The 21,216-nt window shown below is 64.4% G+C and carries 11 protein-coding genes; 9 read left to right on the plus strand and 2 right to left on the minus strand.

The window, feature by feature from the left end; all coding sequences use genetic code 11:
• Positions 1-86 precede the first annotated feature (86 nt).
• From FIV50_RS08490 to FIV50_RS08525, 8 genes are all read left to right on the plus strand, one after another.
• Positions 87-329, plus strand: a complete 243-nt coding sequence (locus tag FIV50_RS08490) for an SHOCT domain-containing protein (protein WP_308810392.1) — start codon at positions 87-89, stop codon at positions 327-329.
• A gap of 11 nt (positions 330-340) precedes the next feature.
• A complete protein-coding gene (locus FIV50_RS08495; RefSeq protein WP_140037062.1) occupies positions 341-1,015 on the plus strand; it encodes a GAP family protein in 675 nt (224 codons plus the stop codon).
• A gap of 189 nt (positions 1,016-1,204) precedes the next feature.
• Positions 1,205-2,536: a hypothetical protein gene (locus tag FIV50_RS08500; RefSeq protein ID WP_140037063.1), complete on the plus strand. Its 1,332-nt coding sequence runs from the start codon at positions 1,205-1,207 to the stop codon at positions 2,534-2,536.
• A 16-nt stretch (positions 2,537-2,552) separates the two neighbouring features.
• On the plus strand, positions 2,553-3,266 hold the full coding sequence (locus tag FIV50_RS08505) for a GAP family protein (RefSeq protein WP_140037064.1): 714 nt from the start codon (positions 2,553-2,555) through the stop codon (positions 3,264-3,266).
• Complete coding sequence (locus FIV50_RS08510) at positions 3,173-4,954, plus strand: SulP family inorganic anion transporter (RefSeq protein WP_219846272.1); 1,782 nt, start codon at positions 3,173-3,175, stop codon at positions 4,952-4,954. The genes FIV50_RS08505 and FIV50_RS08510 overlap by 94 nt, the downstream gene beginning before the upstream one ends.
• A 195-nt stretch (positions 4,955-5,149) precedes the next feature.
• Positions 5,150-14,095 carry a DUF5979 domain-containing protein gene (locus FIV50_RS08515; protein WP_140037065.1) on the plus strand — a complete coding sequence of 2,982 codons (8,946 nt, stop codon included), beginning with the start codon at positions 5,150-5,152 and terminating at the stop codon, positions 14,093-14,095.
• An 88-nt stretch (positions 14,096-14,183) separates the two neighbouring features.
• A complete protein-coding gene (locus tag FIV50_RS08520) occupies positions 14,184-16,058 on the plus strand; it encodes an alkyl/aryl-sulfatase (RefSeq protein ID WP_140037066.1) in 1,875 nt (624 codons plus the stop codon).
• Between the two features lie 540 nt (positions 16,059-16,598).
• Entirely contained in the window at positions 16,599-17,969 is a 1,371-nt protein-coding gene (locus FIV50_RS08525) for a DUF1214 domain-containing protein (protein WP_140037067.1), read from the plus strand.
• A gap of 93 nt (positions 17,970-18,062) precedes the next feature.
• On the opposite strand, the gene FIV50_RS08530 is transcribed toward FIV50_RS08525, so the two are convergent.
• On the minus strand, positions 18,063-18,791 hold the full coding sequence (locus FIV50_RS08530; RefSeq protein WP_140037068.1) for a hypothetical protein: 729 nt from the start codon (positions 18,789-18,791) through the stop codon (positions 18,063-18,065).
• 945 nt (positions 18,792-19,736) lie between these two features.
• On the opposite strand from FIV50_RS08530, the gene FIV50_RS08535 reads away from it, so the two are divergent.
• Positions 19,737-20,021 (plus strand): helix-turn-helix domain-containing protein, encoded by a 285-nt coding sequence (locus FIV50_RS08535; RefSeq protein WP_140037069.1) that lies wholly within the window; start codon positions 19,737-19,739, stop codon positions 20,019-20,021.
• A 36-nt stretch (positions 20,022-20,057) separates the two neighbouring features.
• Here FIV50_RS08535 and FIV50_RS08540 read toward each other — a convergent pair whose 3' ends face one another.
• A complete protein-coding gene (locus FIV50_RS08540; protein ID WP_258184485.1) occupies positions 20,058-21,194 on the minus strand; it encodes a Fis family transcriptional regulator in 1,137 nt (378 codons plus the stop codon).
• Between the last annotated feature and the right edge of the window lie 22 nt (positions 21,195-21,216).

Genomic DNA, 21,216 nt, shown 5'->3' on the forward strand with positions numbered 1-21,216 from the left:
GGAGATTCGGCCGACCCGGATTGATCGGACTAGCCGCAAGGACAGCAGTCGTCGCCGGCACCGCGACAGCAGTCCAGGGTGCGGCCATGAAGAACCAACAGCGTCGAGCGGAAGGGCAATACGAACAGCAGCAATACGAAGCAGCTCAACAGCAGGCGCAGATCGATGCGGCCGCGCAACAGGCTGCCGCCCAGTACGCCCCGGCCACGGCCCCCGCGCCGGCAGCCGACGACATGATCGCCAAGCTCCAACAGCTCTCTTCGTTGCACGATTCTGGAGTCCTCTCGGACGCGGAGTTCGCGACTGCGAAGCAGAAGCTCCTGAGCTGAATCCCACCACAATGAACGACGTGATCGGGCAGCTTCTGCCGCTCGCCGTTGGCATCGCTGTAAGCCCGATACCGGTGATCGCCAGCATTCTGATGCTGATGTCGCCACGCGCGCGAACGACGAGCCTAGGATTCCTGCTTGGATGGATCCTGGGCATCGCGGTGGTCACTGCTCTCTTCACAGTTGCGTCCTCGATGTTGCCGGAGAGGGAGGATGACGGAGGCGCTCCGATCTTGGGGACGATCCAGCTCGTCCTCGGGGTGGTCCTCCTGTTGCTAGCGGTCCGGCAATGGAGAGGGCGTCCCCGCGACGCCACTACGGCATCCTTGCCGAATTGGATGAAGAGCATCGACCAGATGAAGTTCCTTCCCGCGCTCGGTCTCGGGCTCTTGCTCGCGGCAGTGAACCCGAAGAATCTCCTTCTGGGTGCGAGCGCCGGCGTGAGCCTCGGGTCGAGCGGAACCAGCGTCGAACAAACGATCGTTCTGGTCATACTCTTCACCATCGTGGCCGGCAGCACCGTCCTTGCTCCCGTCTTGGCATATCTGATCGCTGCCGACGCACTCCGGGTTCCATTGAACCGCCTACGCGAATGGCTCGAGGCTGAGAACGCAGTGATCATGACCGTGCTGCTTCTGATCCTCGGAACAGTCGTGCTTGCGAAAGGAATTGCCGCTTTCGGCTAGCACGAAAGAGAACGGAGGGACCCACGATGGATGGTGTCGTCGTGATCGGTGCGGCGTTGGTCGCATTGTCCTTGCTGATGGTGATCGCCGTCATCGTGACTGCAGTGACCATGCGTCGCCGACGTCGCCGCCGACCATGACCAGACCGCGACGTGGTGTGGACGTTGAGAGCGGATGGAGGGCGGGACGATGAGTGAACTGGACGATCTCCGATCGAGGGTGAGGGCGCTCGAGCAAGAGAACGCCTCCCTTCGAACACCGCGTCGACGGCCGATCTCGGTGCGTAGCGTCACGAGCGGCATCGTGCTGGTGCTCGCTCTGCTGATGTCACCCCTCGCCGCTGTCGGGACTTGGGCGCGTACGCAGCTTGTAGATACGGATCAGTTCGTCGCGACGTTCGCACCGTTGGCGGAAGATCCTCAGGTTCAGGATTTCATCGCGGACCAGGTGGTGGTCGCCATCGACGAACAGCTCGACGTGGAATCACTCGTCTCGGATGTCTTCGACGGGATACGAGGTCTTGATCTGGCTCCTCGCGCCGAGGCGGCGTTGGGGATTCTCGAGTTACCCGCTGCGCAGGGAATCAGCTCTCTGATCGACGGGGTTGTTCACGACCTGGTGGCGTCGGATCAGTTCGCCGCCGTGTGGACGGAATCTCTCCGCTTCACGCACGATCGAGCCGTGGCGGTGCTGCAGGACGATCCGGCTGTTGCCGTTCAGCTGGGGAGTGATGGTGTCATATCGGTCGACCTAGGAATTGTGATCGAGCGGGTGAAGGATGTCCTGACTGAGCGCGGCATCGGATTCGCGGACCTCATCCCCGTCATTGAGAAGTCGGTCCCGATCGCGCAGACGGATGCCTTGTTACTCGTTCGCACCGTCTATCAGATCGCTGTCGTCACCGGGTTCTGGCTTCCTTGGTTGGTGCTCACCCTCCTGATCGCAGGAATTCTCCTTGCGCGGCGCAGATCCCATGCGATCTTCTTGACGAGCACGTGCTTCGCCGTCATCTTCGGTCTCGTCGCGGCAGGAGTTGGTCTCGGACGCACACTGTTCATCAGCGGGGTCAGTCCCGCGATCCTGCCATCCGGAGCCGCTCGGGTCCTGTACGACCAGATCATCGAACTCCTTCAAGGGGCGGTAGTGGCGTTGGCATTCCTCGGAGTCATCGCCGCGGTATGGTCGTGGACGGTCGGCTCGAGCAATTCGGCTTCGACCGTGCGCATGGTGGCGGGCAGCACATTCGCGGCAGTGCGCGGGCTGTGGGAGCGCAAGGGGGTCGATACGGGCCGGCTCGGCATCGCGATCGAACGCTTCCGACAGCCGATCTTGTTGATCGGAGTCGCTGTCGGAGTGCTGATTCTCGTCGCCAGCAGGCCGGTGTCCGTGGGATCGGTCATCAGTGTAGTGCTGGGTTTGCTCGTGCTTCTGGTCCTTGTCGAGCTAATCAGGCGCCCGGAGACGCTGATCGTGGTCCCCGAGCCCACTAACCCGGCCGTTCGCCGCACGCCGGCTCCGTGACGCCTGAGGTCGAGCGGTGATCGAGACGATCTGGCGACTTGCCCCCGTCGCTCTGGGCGTGATGGCCAGTCCCGTCGCCGTCATGGCTCTCATCGGCATCCTTCTCTCGCGCGATGCCCGCCCCAACGGATCCGCCTACTTGATGGGATGGACATTGTGCTGCGGTGCGCTCTCGGCGATCAGCGTCGGGATCTTCACGGCCATGGACGCGACCGGCGCGTACCGTGAGGCCACGTGGGTGCCGATCGTACATTTCGTCGTCGGTCTTGTCTGCCTCGGTGGCGCCATTTGGACCTTCTCACGCGCGCGTAGAGTCATGGCTCACGTCGCCGCCGCGAACGTGCCCGGCGAAGAGGTACCGTCGCCGCCGAAGCTCCCGGGTCTCATACGTTCCGTGGAGTCCTATACCTCTCGACGTGCCTTCTTGCTCGGACTGGTGATATTTCTGAGCCCGATGAACATCGCGCTGGTGGCAGCGGCCGGGGTCGAGATCGCCCAGGCCGAGATGCCGCTATCACAGTCGATTCCCATGCTGCTCGGGTTCGTCGTGGCGGCTGCGGCACCGGTCGCCATCCCCGTTCTCTCGGTGCTGGCTCGAGGCGACCGCGCGGATCCGATGCTGGAGCGGTTGCGCTTATGGATGCTGCACCACAACGGGTATCTCAGTGCAGCGATCTTTGCTGCTGTGGGAGTTCTTCAGGTCTTCAAAGCGGCACAAGGGTGGTTGTGATGAGGTTCACGGCGGGATGGCGTCGCTATCGTCAGCGCTTCGGCACTCGGGCAACGATCGGGAAGGACCTCCGCGCGGGTGTCGTCCTCGGTGTGGAAAGTGTCCCCGACGGGCTTGCTGCCGGCCTCCTCGCAGGTGTGAATCCCGTGCTCGGGCTCAACGCATACATCGTCGGCACGTTGTTCGGAGCATTGGCGACGGGTTCCGTCTTCATGACGGTGCAAGCAACTGGCGCTATGGCGGTGATAATCGCCGATGTCCCGGAGATCCAGGGTACGAACGCCTCGGCTGCCGTCGCGACTTTGACGGTGATGGCAGGAATAGTGATGCTCGCCCTCGGTCTTGCGGGGCTGGGAAGCCTGATCCGATTCATCCCCGCGGCGGTGCTCATCGGGTTCGTGAACGCGGTGGCGGTGAACATCGTCTTGTCGCAACTTGCGAACCTCACCGGCTATGCGAGCGACGCCGACAATCGGTTGGCGCGGACATGGGACTCGGCGCTGAACTTCGGCCAAATGAGCTGGGAGTCGATCCTCGTCGGGAGCGCGACAGTGGCCGTCATCCTCGTCCTGGAGCGAACGCGGCTGGGCGCGCTCTCGATGGTGGTCGGAATAGTCGCTGGGTCGATCCTTGCCGTCTTACTCCCTCCGGCTAGCGTGGCCGTGATATCCGACGTCGCAGAAGTGACTCGTGCGCTCCCCGCGCTCTCCCTCCCGGATATCTCGATGGTGTTCGGGCTCTTGATCCCGGCGCTCTCGCTCGCCCTGGTCGGGCTCGTTCAGGGCGCCGCGATCTCCGGATCCATCCCGAACCCGGACGGCAAGTATCCGAATGCATCGGCAGACTTTCGTGGTCAAGGTATCGCCAACATCGCTTCGGGCGTCATGCAAGGCATTCCTGTCGGCGGCTCCATGTCAGCGACGGCGCTGTCGCGGGCAGCCGGCGCTCGCAGCGCGTCTGCCAACCTGATCGCCTGCGGCGTGATGCTCGCGAGCGTTCTCGCCTTCGCACCTCTCATCGGCTACACGGCGATGCCTGCTCTTGCCGGGCTCTTGATGGTCGTGGGGGTGCGAACCTTCAAGCTTCATCAGTTGATAATGGTCGCGAGAACCGGAGCCGTACCTGCCACCGTCTGCGCGGTCACATTCATTCTCACAGTGGTGATTCCGTTGCAGTACGCCGTGCTCGCCGGTGTCGGTCTCGCGGTCGTCCTGCACATCGCGCGTCAGTCGAACCGCGTGCGCGTGCGCAGGCTGCTCTTCGACGATACGAACTCAAGACCGATCGAGACAGCGGCACCGGCCGTTCTGACGCCCGGTGATGTGGTGGTCCTTACTGCCTACGGCAGCCTCTTCTTCGCCTCCTCGGCGTCCTTCCGCGACCAGCTTCCCGACCCGGGGCACTCGGCGCCAGGGGCCTACGTCGTGATCAGGCTTCGCGGTACCGATGAGCTCGGTGTCACATTCCTCACGATGCTGCGCGTATACGCGCGCGAGCTTGCCTCGGCCGACGCTCATCTCATGATCGCCGGCATCGGTGCGCGAGTGAGGCATCAGATGGAGATCACGGGCGTTGCCGAGGTGATCGGAACGCAGAACATCTTCGCGGCAGAACCGCGCGTCGGCGACGCCGTCGCTCGTGCTTTGGATGCCATCGACAGTCGTCGACGCGAGGATGAGAGCGACTAGGCGAAGCGGAGGCGTTCAACCCCGGCGCTGAGAGGACGCCCCGGACCACGCTGAGAGCACGTCACCCGGGCAGGGTGATGGTCGCCTACCCGGCTCCTGCGTCGTTGCCTACTCTGTCCCAGATACGGTCCGGTTCAGGGGGTATTCGATATGCAGCGGCGACGACGGTTCTTGGCGGGAGTGACCGTAATTGCGTTGGCAACGGCCTCCCTCCTTTTCGGAGCAGTACCTGCGTTCGCGGTCGCGGCGTTCTCGATCCAGAAGACGGCGGTCGAGGCTGGCCCGTTCGGGCCGGGTGACGCGGTGACCTATCAGATCACCGTCAACTGCTCATCGGTGAACGATCCGGGGTGCTTGAACACCGTTCTCAGCGACGAGCTGCCGCAACCCCTCCTGTTCGCGCCGGGCGCGAACCCGGTGACGGTGCAGATCAACCCGCCCGCCGGTCAGCCGGCCGGTGACTATGACCTGCAAGTGGACACAGAAGGAAACAGCTTCACCCTCACTCCCGGGGTCGATCTCGCGGCAGACCCTGTGGTCTGGCCCGCGGGATACAGCATGACCGTGACCGTCAACGCGATCGTGGATCCAGCAACAGACGGTACCTGGGACGGCGCGACGGTGACGAACACGGCCACGGCGGTCGCGGACAACGCGCCGGCGACGCCCGCCAGTGCCGACGTCGTGCTCGACGTCGATACGACGCTCGAGTCGAGCATCGACAAGACGGTCGCGCCGACCAGCACCCTGCCTGCGGTCGCCGGTGAGGCGGTCGATTGGACGATCACCCCGGGGAACGCGTCGAACCAGAACGTCGACACGATCGTCGTTCAAGACCCGATCGTGCCGCCGGGGGACTTCGACGGATACCTCGATGCGACGGGCTACGACATCACGCCGCCCGAGGGGACGGAGACCACGACGACTGAGTACTTCGTTGATGGGGCATGGACGACGACAGCGCCGGAGCCCATCAGCGAATCCGAAGGCATCAGAGTGACCTTCACCGGCACCTTCGCGCCGGGAGCAACGGGGGAGGTCGTCGTCAACACGGTCACGACTGATGCCGTCACCGAGATCCCGGATCAGACCGAGGTGAGCATCGACAACGACGCGTCGTCGACAGTCATCCGAGACGGAGAATCCAGCGACCCCACGACCGACACGGCTGGGGTCGTGATCGCCCAGCGTCTCCCTGACGTCTCGATCGAGAAGTCGTTCACCGACAGCAGTCTCGTCAGCGGTCAGAGCTCAACCGCCAGCATCGTCGCCACCGTAGGATCCCAGAACGTGCAGACGCTCACCGTCACCGAGCCGACCGAGGGCACCGCGACGTTCGCCGAGCAAGGAGTGCAGTTCGACGGATTCGGGGACGGTCTCGAGTGGCCGGTCGCCGCGACCTCTGCGGAGATCACGTATCAATACAGCGACTGCGCAGACAGCACGGCGTCGACGACCACGCCCGATACGCTCCCCGAGCCCACCGACGGCTGCACGGTCGACGGATTCATGATCGTGTACTCGGCCGAGGGCGACGGCATCGTCTCGGGCGCGTACGCGGCGATCCCCATGGACATCACGGCGCTGCCGACCGAAGAACCGGTGTCGAGCACCAACGCGGTCGACACCGCCGTCGTGAACACCGGCGGTCAGACCGGCATCGACGACGCTGTCGCACCCTTCACGATCGACCCCCTCACACTCGACACCTCTGTGACGAAGTCCATCACCCCCGCCACCGTCTGGGGGGTGCCAGGAACGGACGCCGACATCACCCTGTCGGGCAACGTCACCCCCGAATCGACGGCCGGGTCCGAGCGACTCGTCATCTCGGACCCGCAGTTTCCGCAGGTCGAGACCGCCTTCTGGGACTCGTTCACCGCCACGGAGATCACCGACACCGACATCCCGGCCTGCACCACTCTCACCGTTCGCTACTGGCAGGAACCCGCGGGGCCGTGGACCGACTTCCCGGGTGCGACCGAGGTTCCTGGCCCGGAGACCCTGTGGTCGTACGAGATCCCGACGGAGCTGCAGGACGACATCGGCGGCATCCAGCTCGAGTACCTCCCCCTCGACGATGTCGACTGCCCTGACCTGCTCGCTCCCGGATTCACCGTGGCCGCGCACATCGGCGTCGACGTGACCGAAGCGGTCGATGAGCCGCAGACCTTCACGAACACCGCGCAGTCACTCGTCGACAACCCGGATGCCGGTGGAGAGAAGACCGACGACGCCTCCGATCAGGTCGACGTGCTGCCCATCGATGGCGGCGACGGACCGGACTTCCTCGACAAGCAGTGGCTGCAGGACGACGTCCCGGCACTGTCGGCGGAGCAGCGGACGGCGCGTCTGCTGTGGTCGACCCAGGGGCTCGACCTCACCAGCATGACCCTCACTGACATCTCTGAAGAGGCCGACCCCACTGACACCGCGGCGTCAGTCTATGACGCGTGGAACCTCGCCGCGATCGACCCGATCACCGCGGCGACCGATCCGCTCATCGCGGGCGACATCATCTCGGAGGTGTCGCTGTATCTGGATGGCACGGGATGGACCGACATCACAGACGCGGCCTGCGCCGAAGGGTGCGAAGGCGAGTTCGGAGGCTACACGCTGAGCGCGGAACAGAGCGCCGATGCTCTCGCGGTGCGGATCGTGATCTCGGAGGGGACAGACGGGCAAGGCGTCGGATCGTCCTACGATCGACGTCCCGTGGACCTGGAGTTCCGGCTGCGCGACACGCTGCGCAGCGACCCCTCTCAGGCGGTGCTGGGCAACTTCCACGACTACACCTACAACACGGGCGAGCGGGGCCTCGTCGACAATGTGGCCAGCGCGCACGGTGTCAACGAGACCACCGGCGTCGACAGCGTCGACGGCGCGAACGACACGATCCTGATCATCGATCAGCCCATCAACGCCACGCTCACCAAGACCTTCGATCAAGACCAACTGGGTCTGCCCTCTCAGGACCCGCCAGCGGACCCGGCGGACTACCCGCTGATCAGCGCGACCCTCGTGGCGACGAACATCTCGGCCGCGCGGGTGTCCGGCATGGTGATCGAGGACCCGACCGCGGGTGAAGCGCTCGCGGACACCGTGTTCGACACCCTCGACCTGCACGACATCGACGCCATCGAGCGTCCGGCCGGCATCTCCGAGGCGGAGACGAGGGTCACCCTGACGCGTGGTGCGACCTCGACGGAGTACTCCTACACCGAAGCCGTCGACGAGCTGGATGCGACGGATCTCGCCGATGTCACGGGGATCTCCGTCGCGTTCCGCTCGGCGGATGGGACCCCGGCGATCCCCGCGAACGGAACCGGCAGCGTCTTGCTGACCTGGCAGTTGCGTGACGTGCTGAGGTCGGACCCCGCGCAACCGGTCACCGTGACCCCTGCCGGCGAATCAATTGTCAACGACGCCCAGGTGCAGCTCGAAAGCCCCGTCCTCGACGGCTGTGCCGACAATCAGTGCGGAACGGGCATCGCAGATGCCGGTGACGAGTTCGCCATCGTCGCCGCGAGCTACTCGATCGAGACCACCAAGACGATCACGCCCGAATCCGTCTACGAGGACGAATCGACCACCTACGTCACCGAACTAGGCGGTCGCCCCAACGGCACCGCGCGCACCACCTTCTTCGAGCTCACGGACAGCACGCCGACCTTCTGGAACACGATGGACTTCGCCGAAGCGGAGATCGCCGTGCCTGCCCCGGTGAACGAAGTCGCCATGGACGTGCTCATCGACGACGACGCGGGTCGAGACATCGAGTACGCCGAGGTCGCGGGTGCCATGGTCGCGACATGCAACGGCGCACCCGTGACCGACGCCGCACCGTGCTGGGTGACCGGCGACTGGGTCGCGTCTCCGGCCCCGTCCACCGTGCAGCTCGATCCGCCGGCTGGCATCGACGCCGAGACGATCGTCGGCGTGCGCTTCAGTGCACGTCAGGTCGACGCGAACGGCGTCGTCCAGCAGTGGGAGCGTCCTTTCAACCCGCAGCTCACGTTCTCGCTGACCACCGAGCGACGCGAGTTCCTGCGCAGTGACCCCGATGTTCTCGTCTCGACCACGCGGCCCGATCTCGAGCCCAATCCGGGCGAGACCGAGCTGGGTGTCATCAGCGACGACGTGCAGTCCTTCAGCACAGCCCAGTTCGGCCCGGATCAGGTCTTCGAGCAGCAGGGCGAGGCGGCCGACTCCACCGTCGTGCTGCATCGCCCGAACACGGTCGAGGTCACCAAGACGCGTGGCTCGTCTGCTCTCGTCAGCGCATCCGGCACGATCCCCTACGTCATCACCGCCACGAACACCGGGCAGTGGGACATGACGGGCTTCGAGATCGTGGACCAGATCGAGGCGGATGCCGAAGGCTCGCTCCTCGTCGAGCCCACCCCGACGGCGTACACGTTCGCGCTCAGCGGATCGGGAGCCCCGGCCGGCGACCCCGGCTTCAGCGCCACACTGGATGAGACCACCGGAACTCTCACGATCTCTGCGCCCGACGACTTCGCCTTCGAGGCCGGTTGGACCCTGACGGTCAACGCGCCGCTGCGGTTCCGCGACGATCTCACCCCCGACACGACCGTCAGCAACACGGTCACCGTCACGTCCGACCGTCTGTTCGAGACCTGCCAGGGCACGACGGTGGTCGACGGCGCCGATCTCACGCCCAAGGACCCGGAGTCGAACACCGCGAGCTGCTCCGCCGACACCGAGGTCACTCCGCTGGCCAGCGCGACGATCTCGGCGAAGAAGTACGTCAAGGGAGCGGCTGCAGGAGACCCGGCCACCACCGACGACGACCTCGGTGTGCTCAACGTCAGCGGTGACGCGGCGGCCTGCGATTCGACGCAGCCCGGCGTGGTCGACAACGGCTACTACTCGTTCCCCTGCGCTCCCGTCACCCGCCCGGGCGGGGAGGCGTCCTGGCGTGTCGACTTCACCAACAACGGCAACACCAGCGCCCGGGTGGTCGCGGCGGTCGACACCCTGCCGGTGGTCGGAGACCAAGGCGTCATCGTCGCTGCGGACCGCGGCTCCCAGTTCCCGGTGACGCTGTCGGGAACGCTCTCCGCCAACTTCGACTCCCTGCAGGACAGCGCCTACGCCTCGTACGGTGTGTACCTCTCGCCGGTCCAACTCAGCCAGTCCTGCAACGACAACGCGATCAAGGTGTTCACGGAGGATGCGGCGGCGGACCCTGCCTGTGACTTCCAATGGACGCTGGCGAGCGACACCACATCGGCCGAGACGCTGGCGGCCGCTCGCAGCATCCTGCTCGTGCTCGAGTACGACAATCCCGACGTGCTCTCGCCTGCTCCGGGTCTGCGCCCGGGAGAGACGCTGCGACTCGTCTATGAGACCCAGACGCCGTTCGTGCTCCCCGCAGCCTCCGCCGTGCCCTCGGGACTTCCTGTCGCGTACAACTCGTTCGCGACGGCATCCCGCTCGAACGCCACCGTCTCGCAGCCCGAGCGGGCCTCGCTCGTGGTCGAGCCGCAGAAGGTGGGCGTCGCTGCAGCCACGGGCCAGCTGCTCCTCGCCAAAGACGTGCAGGCGCCTGATTTCGCCACGGACATCGACCTGCCGGCGAGCTATCCGCTTCTGGTCACCTGCACATCGGGCGGTGAAGAGGTGACGTTGCTGCGTGCCGACGGCAGTGATGCGAGTCGACCCTCGGTCGACGCCGATGGCACCGTGCTGCAGTACAACAGCGAGACCGGGCCGGTGAACCTGCCGCTCTTCTCCACCTGCACCGTCGCCGAGGATCCGCTGATGCCCGGGGTGACCGTGACGGTGGATCCCGAAGACGGCGTGACCGCTGATCGGGACTGGAGCGAGGAGCCGTCAATCTGGGATCCCTACAGCGGCGAACCCGAGCAGTCGGCGATCACCGTGACCAACGAGTACGAGGTCGGTGGCTTCTCCGTCACGAAGAGCGTCGACAACGGCGGCGCGTCCGACGAGAACGGCGACCCCGTCGTCTACACCCGCACATATTCGTTCGAGGCGAGCTGCACTTACCTCGACCAGGAGGCGATCCCCGCTGCCGATCTGGAGTTCACCCTTCAGGATGGCGAGACCCGCACCTTCTCCGACCTGCCGGCAGGATCGGAGTGCGCGGTGACGGAGACCGACGACGGTGGTGCGGCACAGACCACCATCGTGCTCACGGAAGACGGAGAGGCCGGCGACGAGGAGGTCACCGACGAGGCGTCGTTCACGGTTCTTCCGTATGCCGAGGGATCTGCCGTGCTGACCGCTGTCGCCGTCGAGAACTCGTTCACCACCGGGGCCGTCGAGGTCACCAAGTCCGTCGCCGGAGCCGGGGGAGACCTCTGGGGCGACGCGACCTTCACCGTCGAGATGGTGTGCACACTCGAGGGCGTGAGCCCGAATACTGTGTACGTGAACTCGGCGACGCTCAGTCGAGACGACCCCACCTGGCTGGTCGAGGATCTTCCGACCGGTGCCGAGTGCACGGTGACGGAGACCGAAGACGGCGGCGCGAACTCGAGCACGGGGCCGGTCACGGTCGTCGTCGGCGATGACCCGGCGACGCCGGTCGACGCAGACATCACGAACACGTTCACGGTCGGCGCGCTCGAAGTGCAGAAGCAGTTGGAGGGCATGCCGGCGGCCGAGCTCGAGCCTGCGACGCAGGACGAGTACGAGATCAGCCTCGCCTGCACACGAGACGTCAACGGCGTCGCAGCGGACGTCGCGATCCCCGGCGGCTCGGCCCGGACCATCGTCGGTGCCGGCAGCGCCCTCTATCAGGGGCTTCCGACCGGAGCGGCCTGCACGGTCTCGGAGTCCGATGCAGGACACGCGACGACGACCACGATCAGCCCCACGCAGCCAGTCATCATCGGCGAAGGGGTGACACCGGTAGAGGTGTCGATCACGAACGATTTCGAGAACGGTTCGCTGTCGATCGAGAAGATCGTGAACGCCCCCGAGGGCTTCCCCGTGCCCGCCGAGTACACGGCGACGGTGACCTGCGACTGGTTCGGCACCGACGTGCCCCTGGCCGATGACGGTGTCGTCACGCTCGTCCCCGGGGCGGCGCCCGTCGTCATCCCCGACGTCCCTGTCGGCTCGGTGTGCGCCGTCGCAGAAGACGACGCCGGCCAGACGTCGACCGTCGTGTCTCCTGACCCGATCACCGTGTCGGAGGCAGACCAGGTGGTCGCGGTGACCGTGGAGAACTCCTACGAATGGGCGGCGCTCGAAGTCGGCAAGATCGTCGAATCCGACAGCCCCTTCGTGCCCACCGGTTTCGAGTTCGATGTCGTGTGCACCTTCGGTGGAGACGTCGTGGTGGACGACACGTTCACGCTCGACGCCGGGGAGAGCGAAGTGATCTCGCCGATCCCCGCGCGATCGGAATGCACCGTCACCGAGACCGACGACCGGGGTGCTGACGAGACGATCACCTCGGCCGAGGTCGACGGGGCCGACGGAGAACTCGCACCGCAGATCGACCAGGCGACCCGGACGGTGGTGATCCCCGAGCTGCAGCCCGGAAGCGAGACGAGCGTCAACACCGTGACGTACACAAACCTGTACGACGCCACAGCGCTGCTTCTCGTGAAGGAGTTCGACGGCGGCGGAGCCGAGCAGTTCGGGTACGACGAGACCTTCACGTTCACCGTCGTCTGTCAACTCGCCGGCGAGACGGTGCTCTCGGCCTCGGTGGAGCTGAGCGCGGAGAACGGCTGGACCTCGCCGATCACCGACGTGGTCCCCGGATCCGAGTGCACCGTCACCGAAGACCAGCTCAACGGGGCGGACGCCGTCGTGATCGAGCCCAACGACGGCGAGAACACCTCGGTCGGGATCGGCGTCGTTCCCGTGACGGGCGGCCTCGTCACGGTGACCGCGACGAACTGGTACCTCAGCGGCTCACTCGAGGTGACCAAGACCCTCGCAGGCGACGGAGCGGCGAAGTTCGGCACCGCCGCATACGAGCTGCGACTCACGTGCGTCCGTGACGGCGAGATCGTGGACATCCCCGACGGGGGAGTGCGCATCGTCAGCGCCGATTCGCCGACGGCTCTGTGGGAGGGGCTGCCGACCGCATCCGAATGCCGCCTCACCGAGGTCGATGACGGCGGAGCCAGTTCCACGGAGATTCTGAACTCCGCAGGCGAGGTCGTCGCAGGCGACGGCGAGAGCTACTCGTTCACGGTGCAGACGGATCCTTCGATCCTGAGCGTGGAGGACCAGCCGCAACCGGGACTCGAGGTGCGGAACACCTTCGATCTCGCGCAGGTCACGGTATCGAAGTCAGTCGAAGACGGCGGCGCGGTCGCGCAGGATGGCGAACCCGTCGTATACGGGCCCTTCGAAGTCACCCTCGAATGCGTCTGGGATGAGCAGCAGGTCGAGGCACTCGAGCCCATGACCAGAACGATCGCCGACGACGAGACGATCACCTGGACGGAACTCCCGCAGGGCGCCGAGTGCGCGGTCACGGAGACCGATTCGGCCGGCGCCGAGTACTCGACCCTGGTCGTGACGGAAGGCGGTCAGACGGGCGGGACGATCACGGGAACCACGGCGGAGCTCAGCCCGCTCCCCGACGTCGAGTCGCCGGAGCAGACATCGGTGGCGATCACCAACGTGTTCACCACCGGCGAGCTCACCATCGCGAAGATCGTCGACGGCTCCGGCGCCGCAGGCGTCACTCGGCAATTCCCGGTGCGGGTGACCTGCGTGCTCATCGACCCCTCGCATCCCGAACCCGGACTCGTCGTTCACGACTCGACGTATGGGATCGGCGGACAGAGCCGGTCAACGGCACAGATCGACTCTCTGCCCTCAGGAAGTGAGTGCGTGATCAGCGAGACCGACACCGGCGGAGCGACCGAGACCATAATAACGGTAGACGGTCAGGAGGTGCCGGGAGCGTTTACGACGGTCACGATCGCCGACCAGACCATCGGCATCGTCTTCACCAACACGTTCATCGCGCCTTTGCCCACCACCGGAATCGACGCTCGGGCAGCATCGCTCGCGATCGGCGTCGCAATCGCCGTACTCGGAGGCGGAGTGCTGCTGCTCATCTGGTCGCGACGACGTCGCCTCGGATGGCGGGCATCGCCCCTCACCTTCGAAGGGTGAGGCCCCGATTGCGCAGGCGATTCACCGCCGAGAAAGTGGATCAGACGACCCCGCGCGATGCACGGGGCGCGACCCTCAGGAGGCGACGATGGTGCACAACGGTGCGACGGACGCGATCAGGAAGCAGCAGCAATCACTGAAAGAGACACTGCCGTTTCACGACACGCGTGATTTCGAAGCGGCCGACCGTGGATTCCTCGGCACAATCACCCCTGCCGTTGTCCACGACGAGCAGGGCAACGTGGTGTGGGATGCGGACAGCTACGACTTCATCACTGGTGATGCTCCCGACACGGTCAACCCGAGCTTGTGGCGTCAGTCGAGGCTTGTCTCGAAGCACGGACTGTTCGAGGTCGTGGAAGGTGTCTATCAGGCGCGCGGGCTCGACCTCTCGAACGTGAGCTTCATCGAATCGGAAACCGGGGTGATCGTGATCGATCCGCTCATCTCGAAAGAAACCGCCAAAGCAGCCCTCGACCTGTACCGAGAGCACCGTGGAGAGCGGCCGGTGGTCGCGGTCGTCTTCACGCACAGCCACATCGACCACTTCGGCGGCGTCCTCGGAATCGTCTCGAAAGAAGAGGTCGAATCCGGCGCTGTGCAGATCATCGCACCCGAGGGAACGGTCGCGGAAGCAGTAGCCGAGAACGTCTACGCGGGAACGGCCATGGCCCGCCGCGCCGGATACATGTATGGCGCAGCGCTCGAGCGCGGTCCTGAGGGAGCAGTCGGGGCAGGTCTCGGACAGACCACGTCGACTGGAAGGCCGGGAATTATCCCGCCGACGGTCCAGATCGCTCGCACGGGCGAGACGCACACCGTGGATGGACTGGATATTGAGTTTCAGATGGCACCCGGCACTGAGGCGCCGGCCGAAATGCACTTCCTCTTCCCGAAGTACCGGGCCCTGTGCATGGCGGAGAACGCCACTCACACTCTGCACAACCTGTTGACTCTGCGTGGCGCTCTCGTTCGCGATCCGCATGTTTGGTCTGAGTACCTGACCGAGGCGATCGATCGCTACGGCGACAGCGCCGACGTCCTGTTCACCTCGCACCACTGGCCGACATGGGGCAATGCCGAGATCGTGGAGTTCCTCAGTCTCCAGCGGGACCTCTATGCCTACCTCCATGACCAGACACTCCGGATGCTCAACCAGGGCATGACGGGCGCCGAGATCGCCGAGGAGATCCAGCTACCTCCGATTCTTGAGAATTCTTGGCACGCGCGGGGCTACTACGGGAGTGTCAGCCACAATGTCAAGGCGATCTATCAGCGGTATATGGGTTGGTTCGACGGCAACCCAGCCCGGCTCTGGCCCCACCCGCCCAAATCCCTCAGCGAACGCTATGTGCAACTCGCCGGGGGACTCGATCGCATCACCGCTGCGGCCAGAGAGGCGTTCGACGCGGGAGACTTCCGCTGGGCAGCGACGCTGCTCGATCACGCGATCTTCACGGAGCCTGAGAATGCAGCTGTTCGAGAACTCTACGCTGCGACGCTCGAGCAGCTCGCGTACGGAGCCGAGAACGGCACGTGGCGGAACTTCTTCATGTCGGGAGCGACAGAACTGCGAACGGGCAATTTCGGAACGCCTACGACGACCAGCGCACCTGAGATCCTTGCGCAGCTGACCGCGGAGCAGCTGTTCGATTCCGTCGCCATCTCGGTGGATGGACCCCGCGCTTGGGATTTCGATCTCGCGCTCGACTTCACATTGACAGACGAGGGCCGAAACTTCCGCGTGACGCTCCGCAATGGAGTGCTGGTGTACCTCGAGAAGGCAGCAGAAGCGTCATCTGCGCACGCAACGCTCTCATTGACGAAGCCGCGTCTGCTCGCCCTCGTAGCAGGGGACACAGACGGGCCCGGGGTGGAGATCTCTGGCGATAAAACCACGTTTGGGACACTCGCGTCTGTTCTCACGGCGGGGGATCCGTCGTTCAACATCGTGACGCCTTGACTCGGGAGAGGGTTCGACCAGCAGCCGCTCGCGCTGTTGGCTGGGCCAGAGTACATAGGAGGGTGTGAGCCGAGGGGGCGCGCGAATCGCAGGTGACAGCGATGGCTCTGGTTCGCTCATGCCATTGCCGCGTCCGAAACGCTCCTATCGGTCACGTGCTCGGGCTGGCGTAGAGCGACTTGCATCGACTGCTGCTGGACCGTGCGGGCGACAGAAACTGAGCCACGCCGCGCAGGTGGGGTTTGCGCCGATAGCTTGATCGCTCGCCACGCACTAGATAGGCATGGCTCGAACTTTCCCCTGGGCGCGTTAACGACCTTGAGAAGCGGGCTTGGACGGCACCTGTACGTTTCCGCTTCTGCGGCGGGTTTGCAGCCGCCCCGCACCAAGGATTCCGTATAAGGGAGAACGCTTGAGACGCACCATGGCCCTCGGCCCCGCGGAGCGAACAACCGAGGAGTTTCGTTGACGATTCATTGAACGGGTTCTAATGTCGGCAGTATTGCGGGGCCGCATCTGGGATCAATCGAGGAGTGACCGATGAACGCAGGACACAAGGACGCCCAGCGTGACATCGCAGCGCGCGCGTACCATCGCCGCGCTGTCGAGGCGGCCGTGTGGGGCATACCGGTGGTGAACTACGAGCTGATGCGCTCCACGATGGATCCGGCCGGTGACGCCGGGTTCCTGTACTGGTCGACGCTGTTGGATTGGCGTAACCAGACGTTGACGCCGAACCCGGACCTCATCTACTACATGGCGTTCATGGATCCGGGTACGGACGGGCCCATCGTGCTGGATATTCCTGCGGGGACAGACGAACACGTTCTGAATGGCAGTGTCTGCAACGTCTGGCAGGTGCCCTTGGAGGACGTCGGTCGGTTCGGCGCGGACGCCGGCGCAGGTGCGCGCTATCTCATCGTTCCGCCTGGGTATGAGGACGAGGTTCCCAACGGATATACGGTGCTCCGGTCCGACACCAGGCGCGTGTATGCGCTCTTGCGTTCGGTGCTGCCGGAATCGACTCAGGAGTCGCTCACGGCCGGTCTGGAGTACTGCAATCGGATCCGCATCTACCCGTTGTCCGACGCCTCCGCTCCACCGGAGACGCCGCGACGTGACCTTGCCGGTCAGCTGGTTGACACCCGGATCACATACGACCTCCGCTTCTGGGAAGCGCTGGATCGTGTGGTCCAAGCGGAGCCGTGGCTGGACAGAGATCGCCCCTTCGCCGAGATGCTCGCGTTCCTTGGAATCCGACGGGGGGAGGTGTTCGCCCCGTCGCCGGAGCAGGTGTCGCTTCTGGAAGGTGCGGTGCAGGAAGCGCACGAGTTCCTCCGGCATGCGTATGAGAATGAGCCGCCGTTCACTGGCGGCAGCAACTGGTTCTTCCCGGCCGGAACGGACTTCGTCCGTGGCCAGGGCGACAACTTCTCCGATGGGGAGGTGTACCCGTACACCGACCGTGGCGTGATCTATCACATGGCCTTCATCGGCCTGAAGCGCCTCGGAATCGGACAGTTCTACCTCGTCGACGTGCGTGACGGCGACGGCGAGCTGTTCGATTCGTCGCGTGGGTACCGTCTCCGTGTGCCCGCCAACGTCCCTGTGTCGCAGTACTGGTCCGTGACGATGTACGACGGCGACGACCACACGTTCATCCGCGGTAACGACAAGTACTCGGTGTCGTCGCAGACCCCGGGACTCGCGGTAAATGACGACGGCACCGTCGACGTCTACTTCGGGCCGGACGCGGAAAGCGGGCGGGACGCCAACACGATCAGAACCGGTGCGTCAGCGTCATTCGAGCTGATGTTCCGCTTCTACGGCGTGGGCGCCGAGGTCATGCAGAAGCAGTGGTCGCTCCCTGATGTGGAGCGCTTGCACGACGGAGACAGGAGACAGGGATGAGTGCAGGAGAGAGCGTCGACATCCGGAGCGGATTGCCTGATTCGGTGCAGAGAGAACCGGAAGTCATGGCTTGATGCTCGTCGCGTAAGGCGATCACGTTTTGCAGGCGTCTGCGATCGCCGCGACAATCGAGTTCGGATCCCTCTTCAGGAGCAACCACTGCGCCGGGGTGACTAGCTCTAGCGCAGGGCTGCGAGTCGTCATGAATGCGTACACATGCTCAGCCGACCACGATTCTGGGAGTGCCCTCCCGAGCTCCGCGACGCCCTTGAGCACGCCGCAGAATCTGTCAAACTGCCACGCAGGATAACGACGTTTCCGGTTCACGACAAAGTAGTAGAGGGTGCCCTGCTGAGCGCGCCGCCGGACCTGGCGGGCGCCGATCATGAGAAAGTCAGCAGTTTCGTCGTCGCTCCACGAATCGATGACTGCCTCGAGTCGTAGCCGGTACTCGGGACGAAGCCGGAGTCTCGGTTCAGCCGGCGAGTCAACTGGAGGCGCGGTTACATTGCTGGTTGTGCTCGTTTCAGGGGCCGGCGTCTTTGTCGAAATGAACAGATCGCCTTCGGTCTGCAGCACAAATTCGATCATCGTGCGGAGGAGTGCGTCGACAAGTTTCCAATCACGCCCGGAATCTGCTGCCGCTTGCACGAGCCGTCTGAACGCCTCGAGAACTGAATCGAGCTCCTCCTGCGTGACTGCGTCGTGATCACCAGGAGTGCTCTCTCCCTTACGGCGCGAGGAGGGCTCACGCTCCTGTGGGCCGCTATTCACCCTCCACCTCCGAAGTCTCGAGAAACTCGGCGATCTGGTGTGGATCACTCCCTCGCATCAACCAGTCGACGGGAGAGACTGAGCCGCCATCGTCCGCGAGTTCGCGGCGCGGAGTCATCATGAACGAGTTGATCGTGGCCGGCGACCAATCCTTCGGAATGGCGGGGGCGACGATGCCGATTCCCGGTACCACAGCGAATCGTGGTCGCCCCGCGAACTGCCAGGACGGGTATCGCCACTCCGAGTCGCACTCGACAACGTGCAGATAGCCGCGACGAGTGAGTCTACGCAACGACGCTGGCGCGACGCGCAGTAGAGCGCGGGCTTCGACCGCGCTCAGGGAGTCCTCCGACGCGTCTGTCTCCGAGACTGAGCTCGCATCGCCTGACGCGTTGTCGCTCTCGCGGGGTCGCGCGTTGAGCGCGCGAGACTGCTCGCGAAAGCGCGGGCCAACTCTAAGACTACGCGTTACTTGCTTGTCGTAGCCGATGTATCCGCGCCGACGCCACTCGATCGCTACATGCCGACGGAAGTCGTTGCTTCGGCGACGCCGGTCCAACGCGTCCCAATCGGTAGGAAGGCGAGACGGAACTCCACCCGTATCGGGAAGTAAGTGCTCGAAAAGCTCTCGAAAGGTTGGTCCCTGTGCGTGGCGACGACGGTACTGAGCGATGAAGATCGCTGCCGCCAAAGCCCATTCGTCTGCTGGCTCCTCGCTAGTGAACTCTTCGAACGCGTAGCTCCACGCTGCGGGTGGGGGATAGCTCCCCCCTCGCCACCAAGCTGTCCAGGGCATGTTCGCCACGATCACCGTCACAATCGCGGTCGCACGCGTGGGGCCTGCCCTGCGGTGCGACCGCGGTGTCCGAAGGGCGGGCAGCACACGTGCAGAGTGGAACAGATCCGGTGGAAGTCGATTGTTTCGTATGGCCAACGAAATTATGGCATACGTGTAAGCCCATACCAGGCACTCATTATCGAAACGCTAGAACTGTGCACGATGAGGCCGAGGTCCGGAAATCAGATTGGGACGACTTCGCTCGTGAGTTCGCGGTACGGCTTCGTCAGGTCCGCCACGATGCAGGTCTCAGCCAGGAGGATGTCGCTCACCGCGCCAATCTGAGCAGATTCATCTATCGGCAGTACGAACAGGGCGAATCTCGTCGGGGGAGTCCGTCCAACCCCTCGCTTCGCGCTGTTCTGGCCATCGCACAGGTTTTCGAGATCCCGCTCGCCGACCTGCTTCCTGGTTCCATCCCGGATCTGCGACGTCGCTGACGCGCGGTAGGGGAGTCCCTCAAGGCAGTAGCGGGTCTAGAGGTCATGCACCCGGATACCCAACGTCGCGTCTTTCGCCAGACTTTTTACCACGCCAAGGTAGCGAGCGTAGGTCGCACCGGCGTCGCGCGCATGGTTCTCCAGAGTTGTCGCAGAGTACCCGAGAGCTTTCGCGACGATGACCATCGGGGCGAGCTTGGTCAGCTCATTCAGTGCGCCCAAGCGAGCCGCTCGCGCCTGAAGCATGACCTTTATCCTGTCACCGAGGTACCCGGGGTTCAGGGGCTTACCAGGTCTGTATCCGGGGAAGACCAGATCTCCCGAGGGGTGGGCTGCAGTCTGATTGTTCGTCGGATTCGCGTACAGCGTTCTCCATACCTCATCAAACGGCTCGGGGATCGTCATCGGCTCGCCACCGAACTCGATCACTACAGCGTCCTGGCGGACGATGACGTCTTCCCACTTCAACCGAACCAGATGCTCCAGCTGTTGGCCAAACACAAGAATCAACACCCCAGCAGCTCGATCTCGCGGATCCATCGATGAGGGATCCAGCAGTCGCTCACTGGCGCTCTGCTGCTCGAGAATGCCTAGCCGAGGCGCCGTACCTCGCTTATGCCTCGGCATCTTGAGGTCAGTCTCGACCAACCGGTTCTTCCGTGCCCAATTCAGGAACCTCTCGGCCAGCAGCCGGGTTGTAGGTCCTCCGCTCGCCCAAACATCGATGTCGTCCTGCGCTAGCCCGGCGAGGTCGAGGCCCTCGTCTGTGATCCAGTTCAGGAAGTCCACGGCGACTGTAAGGGTCTGCTTGCTGCGAAGAAACATTCCTCGCGTTACGGGTGCGTTCGCGTGCATCTTCCGCAAGTGATCCCACCGGATATATCGGTCAAGAACATTGCGGTGTTCGGAATTGGACAGCCTCGCGGGTAGATCACCCAGCCAGTCGTTGAAAGTGGCGAGATACGAGTCTCGCTGGGGGAGTGCTCCATGAACCACCAGGAGGCCACGAACGTGCTCGCGGGTTGGCGAGGAAGGCAGCTCGTCTATTTGCTCATGCGTGACGTGCTCCGTTGCGGCGAGGCGAGCCAGGAAGTCCTGTACATGAGCCTGCCTGATCCATGTCAACCCGCTGTTGGCTCGCTTCATCGATTTGAGAGCGTCGGCGAGCGGCACGAGCTGAGCCGAAATCTCGCCG

The organism is Microbacterium foliorum (assembly GCF_006385575.1).
Taxonomy (GTDB): Bacteria; Actinomycetota; Actinomycetes; order Actinomycetales; family Microbacteriaceae; genus Microbacterium; species Microbacterium foliorum_B.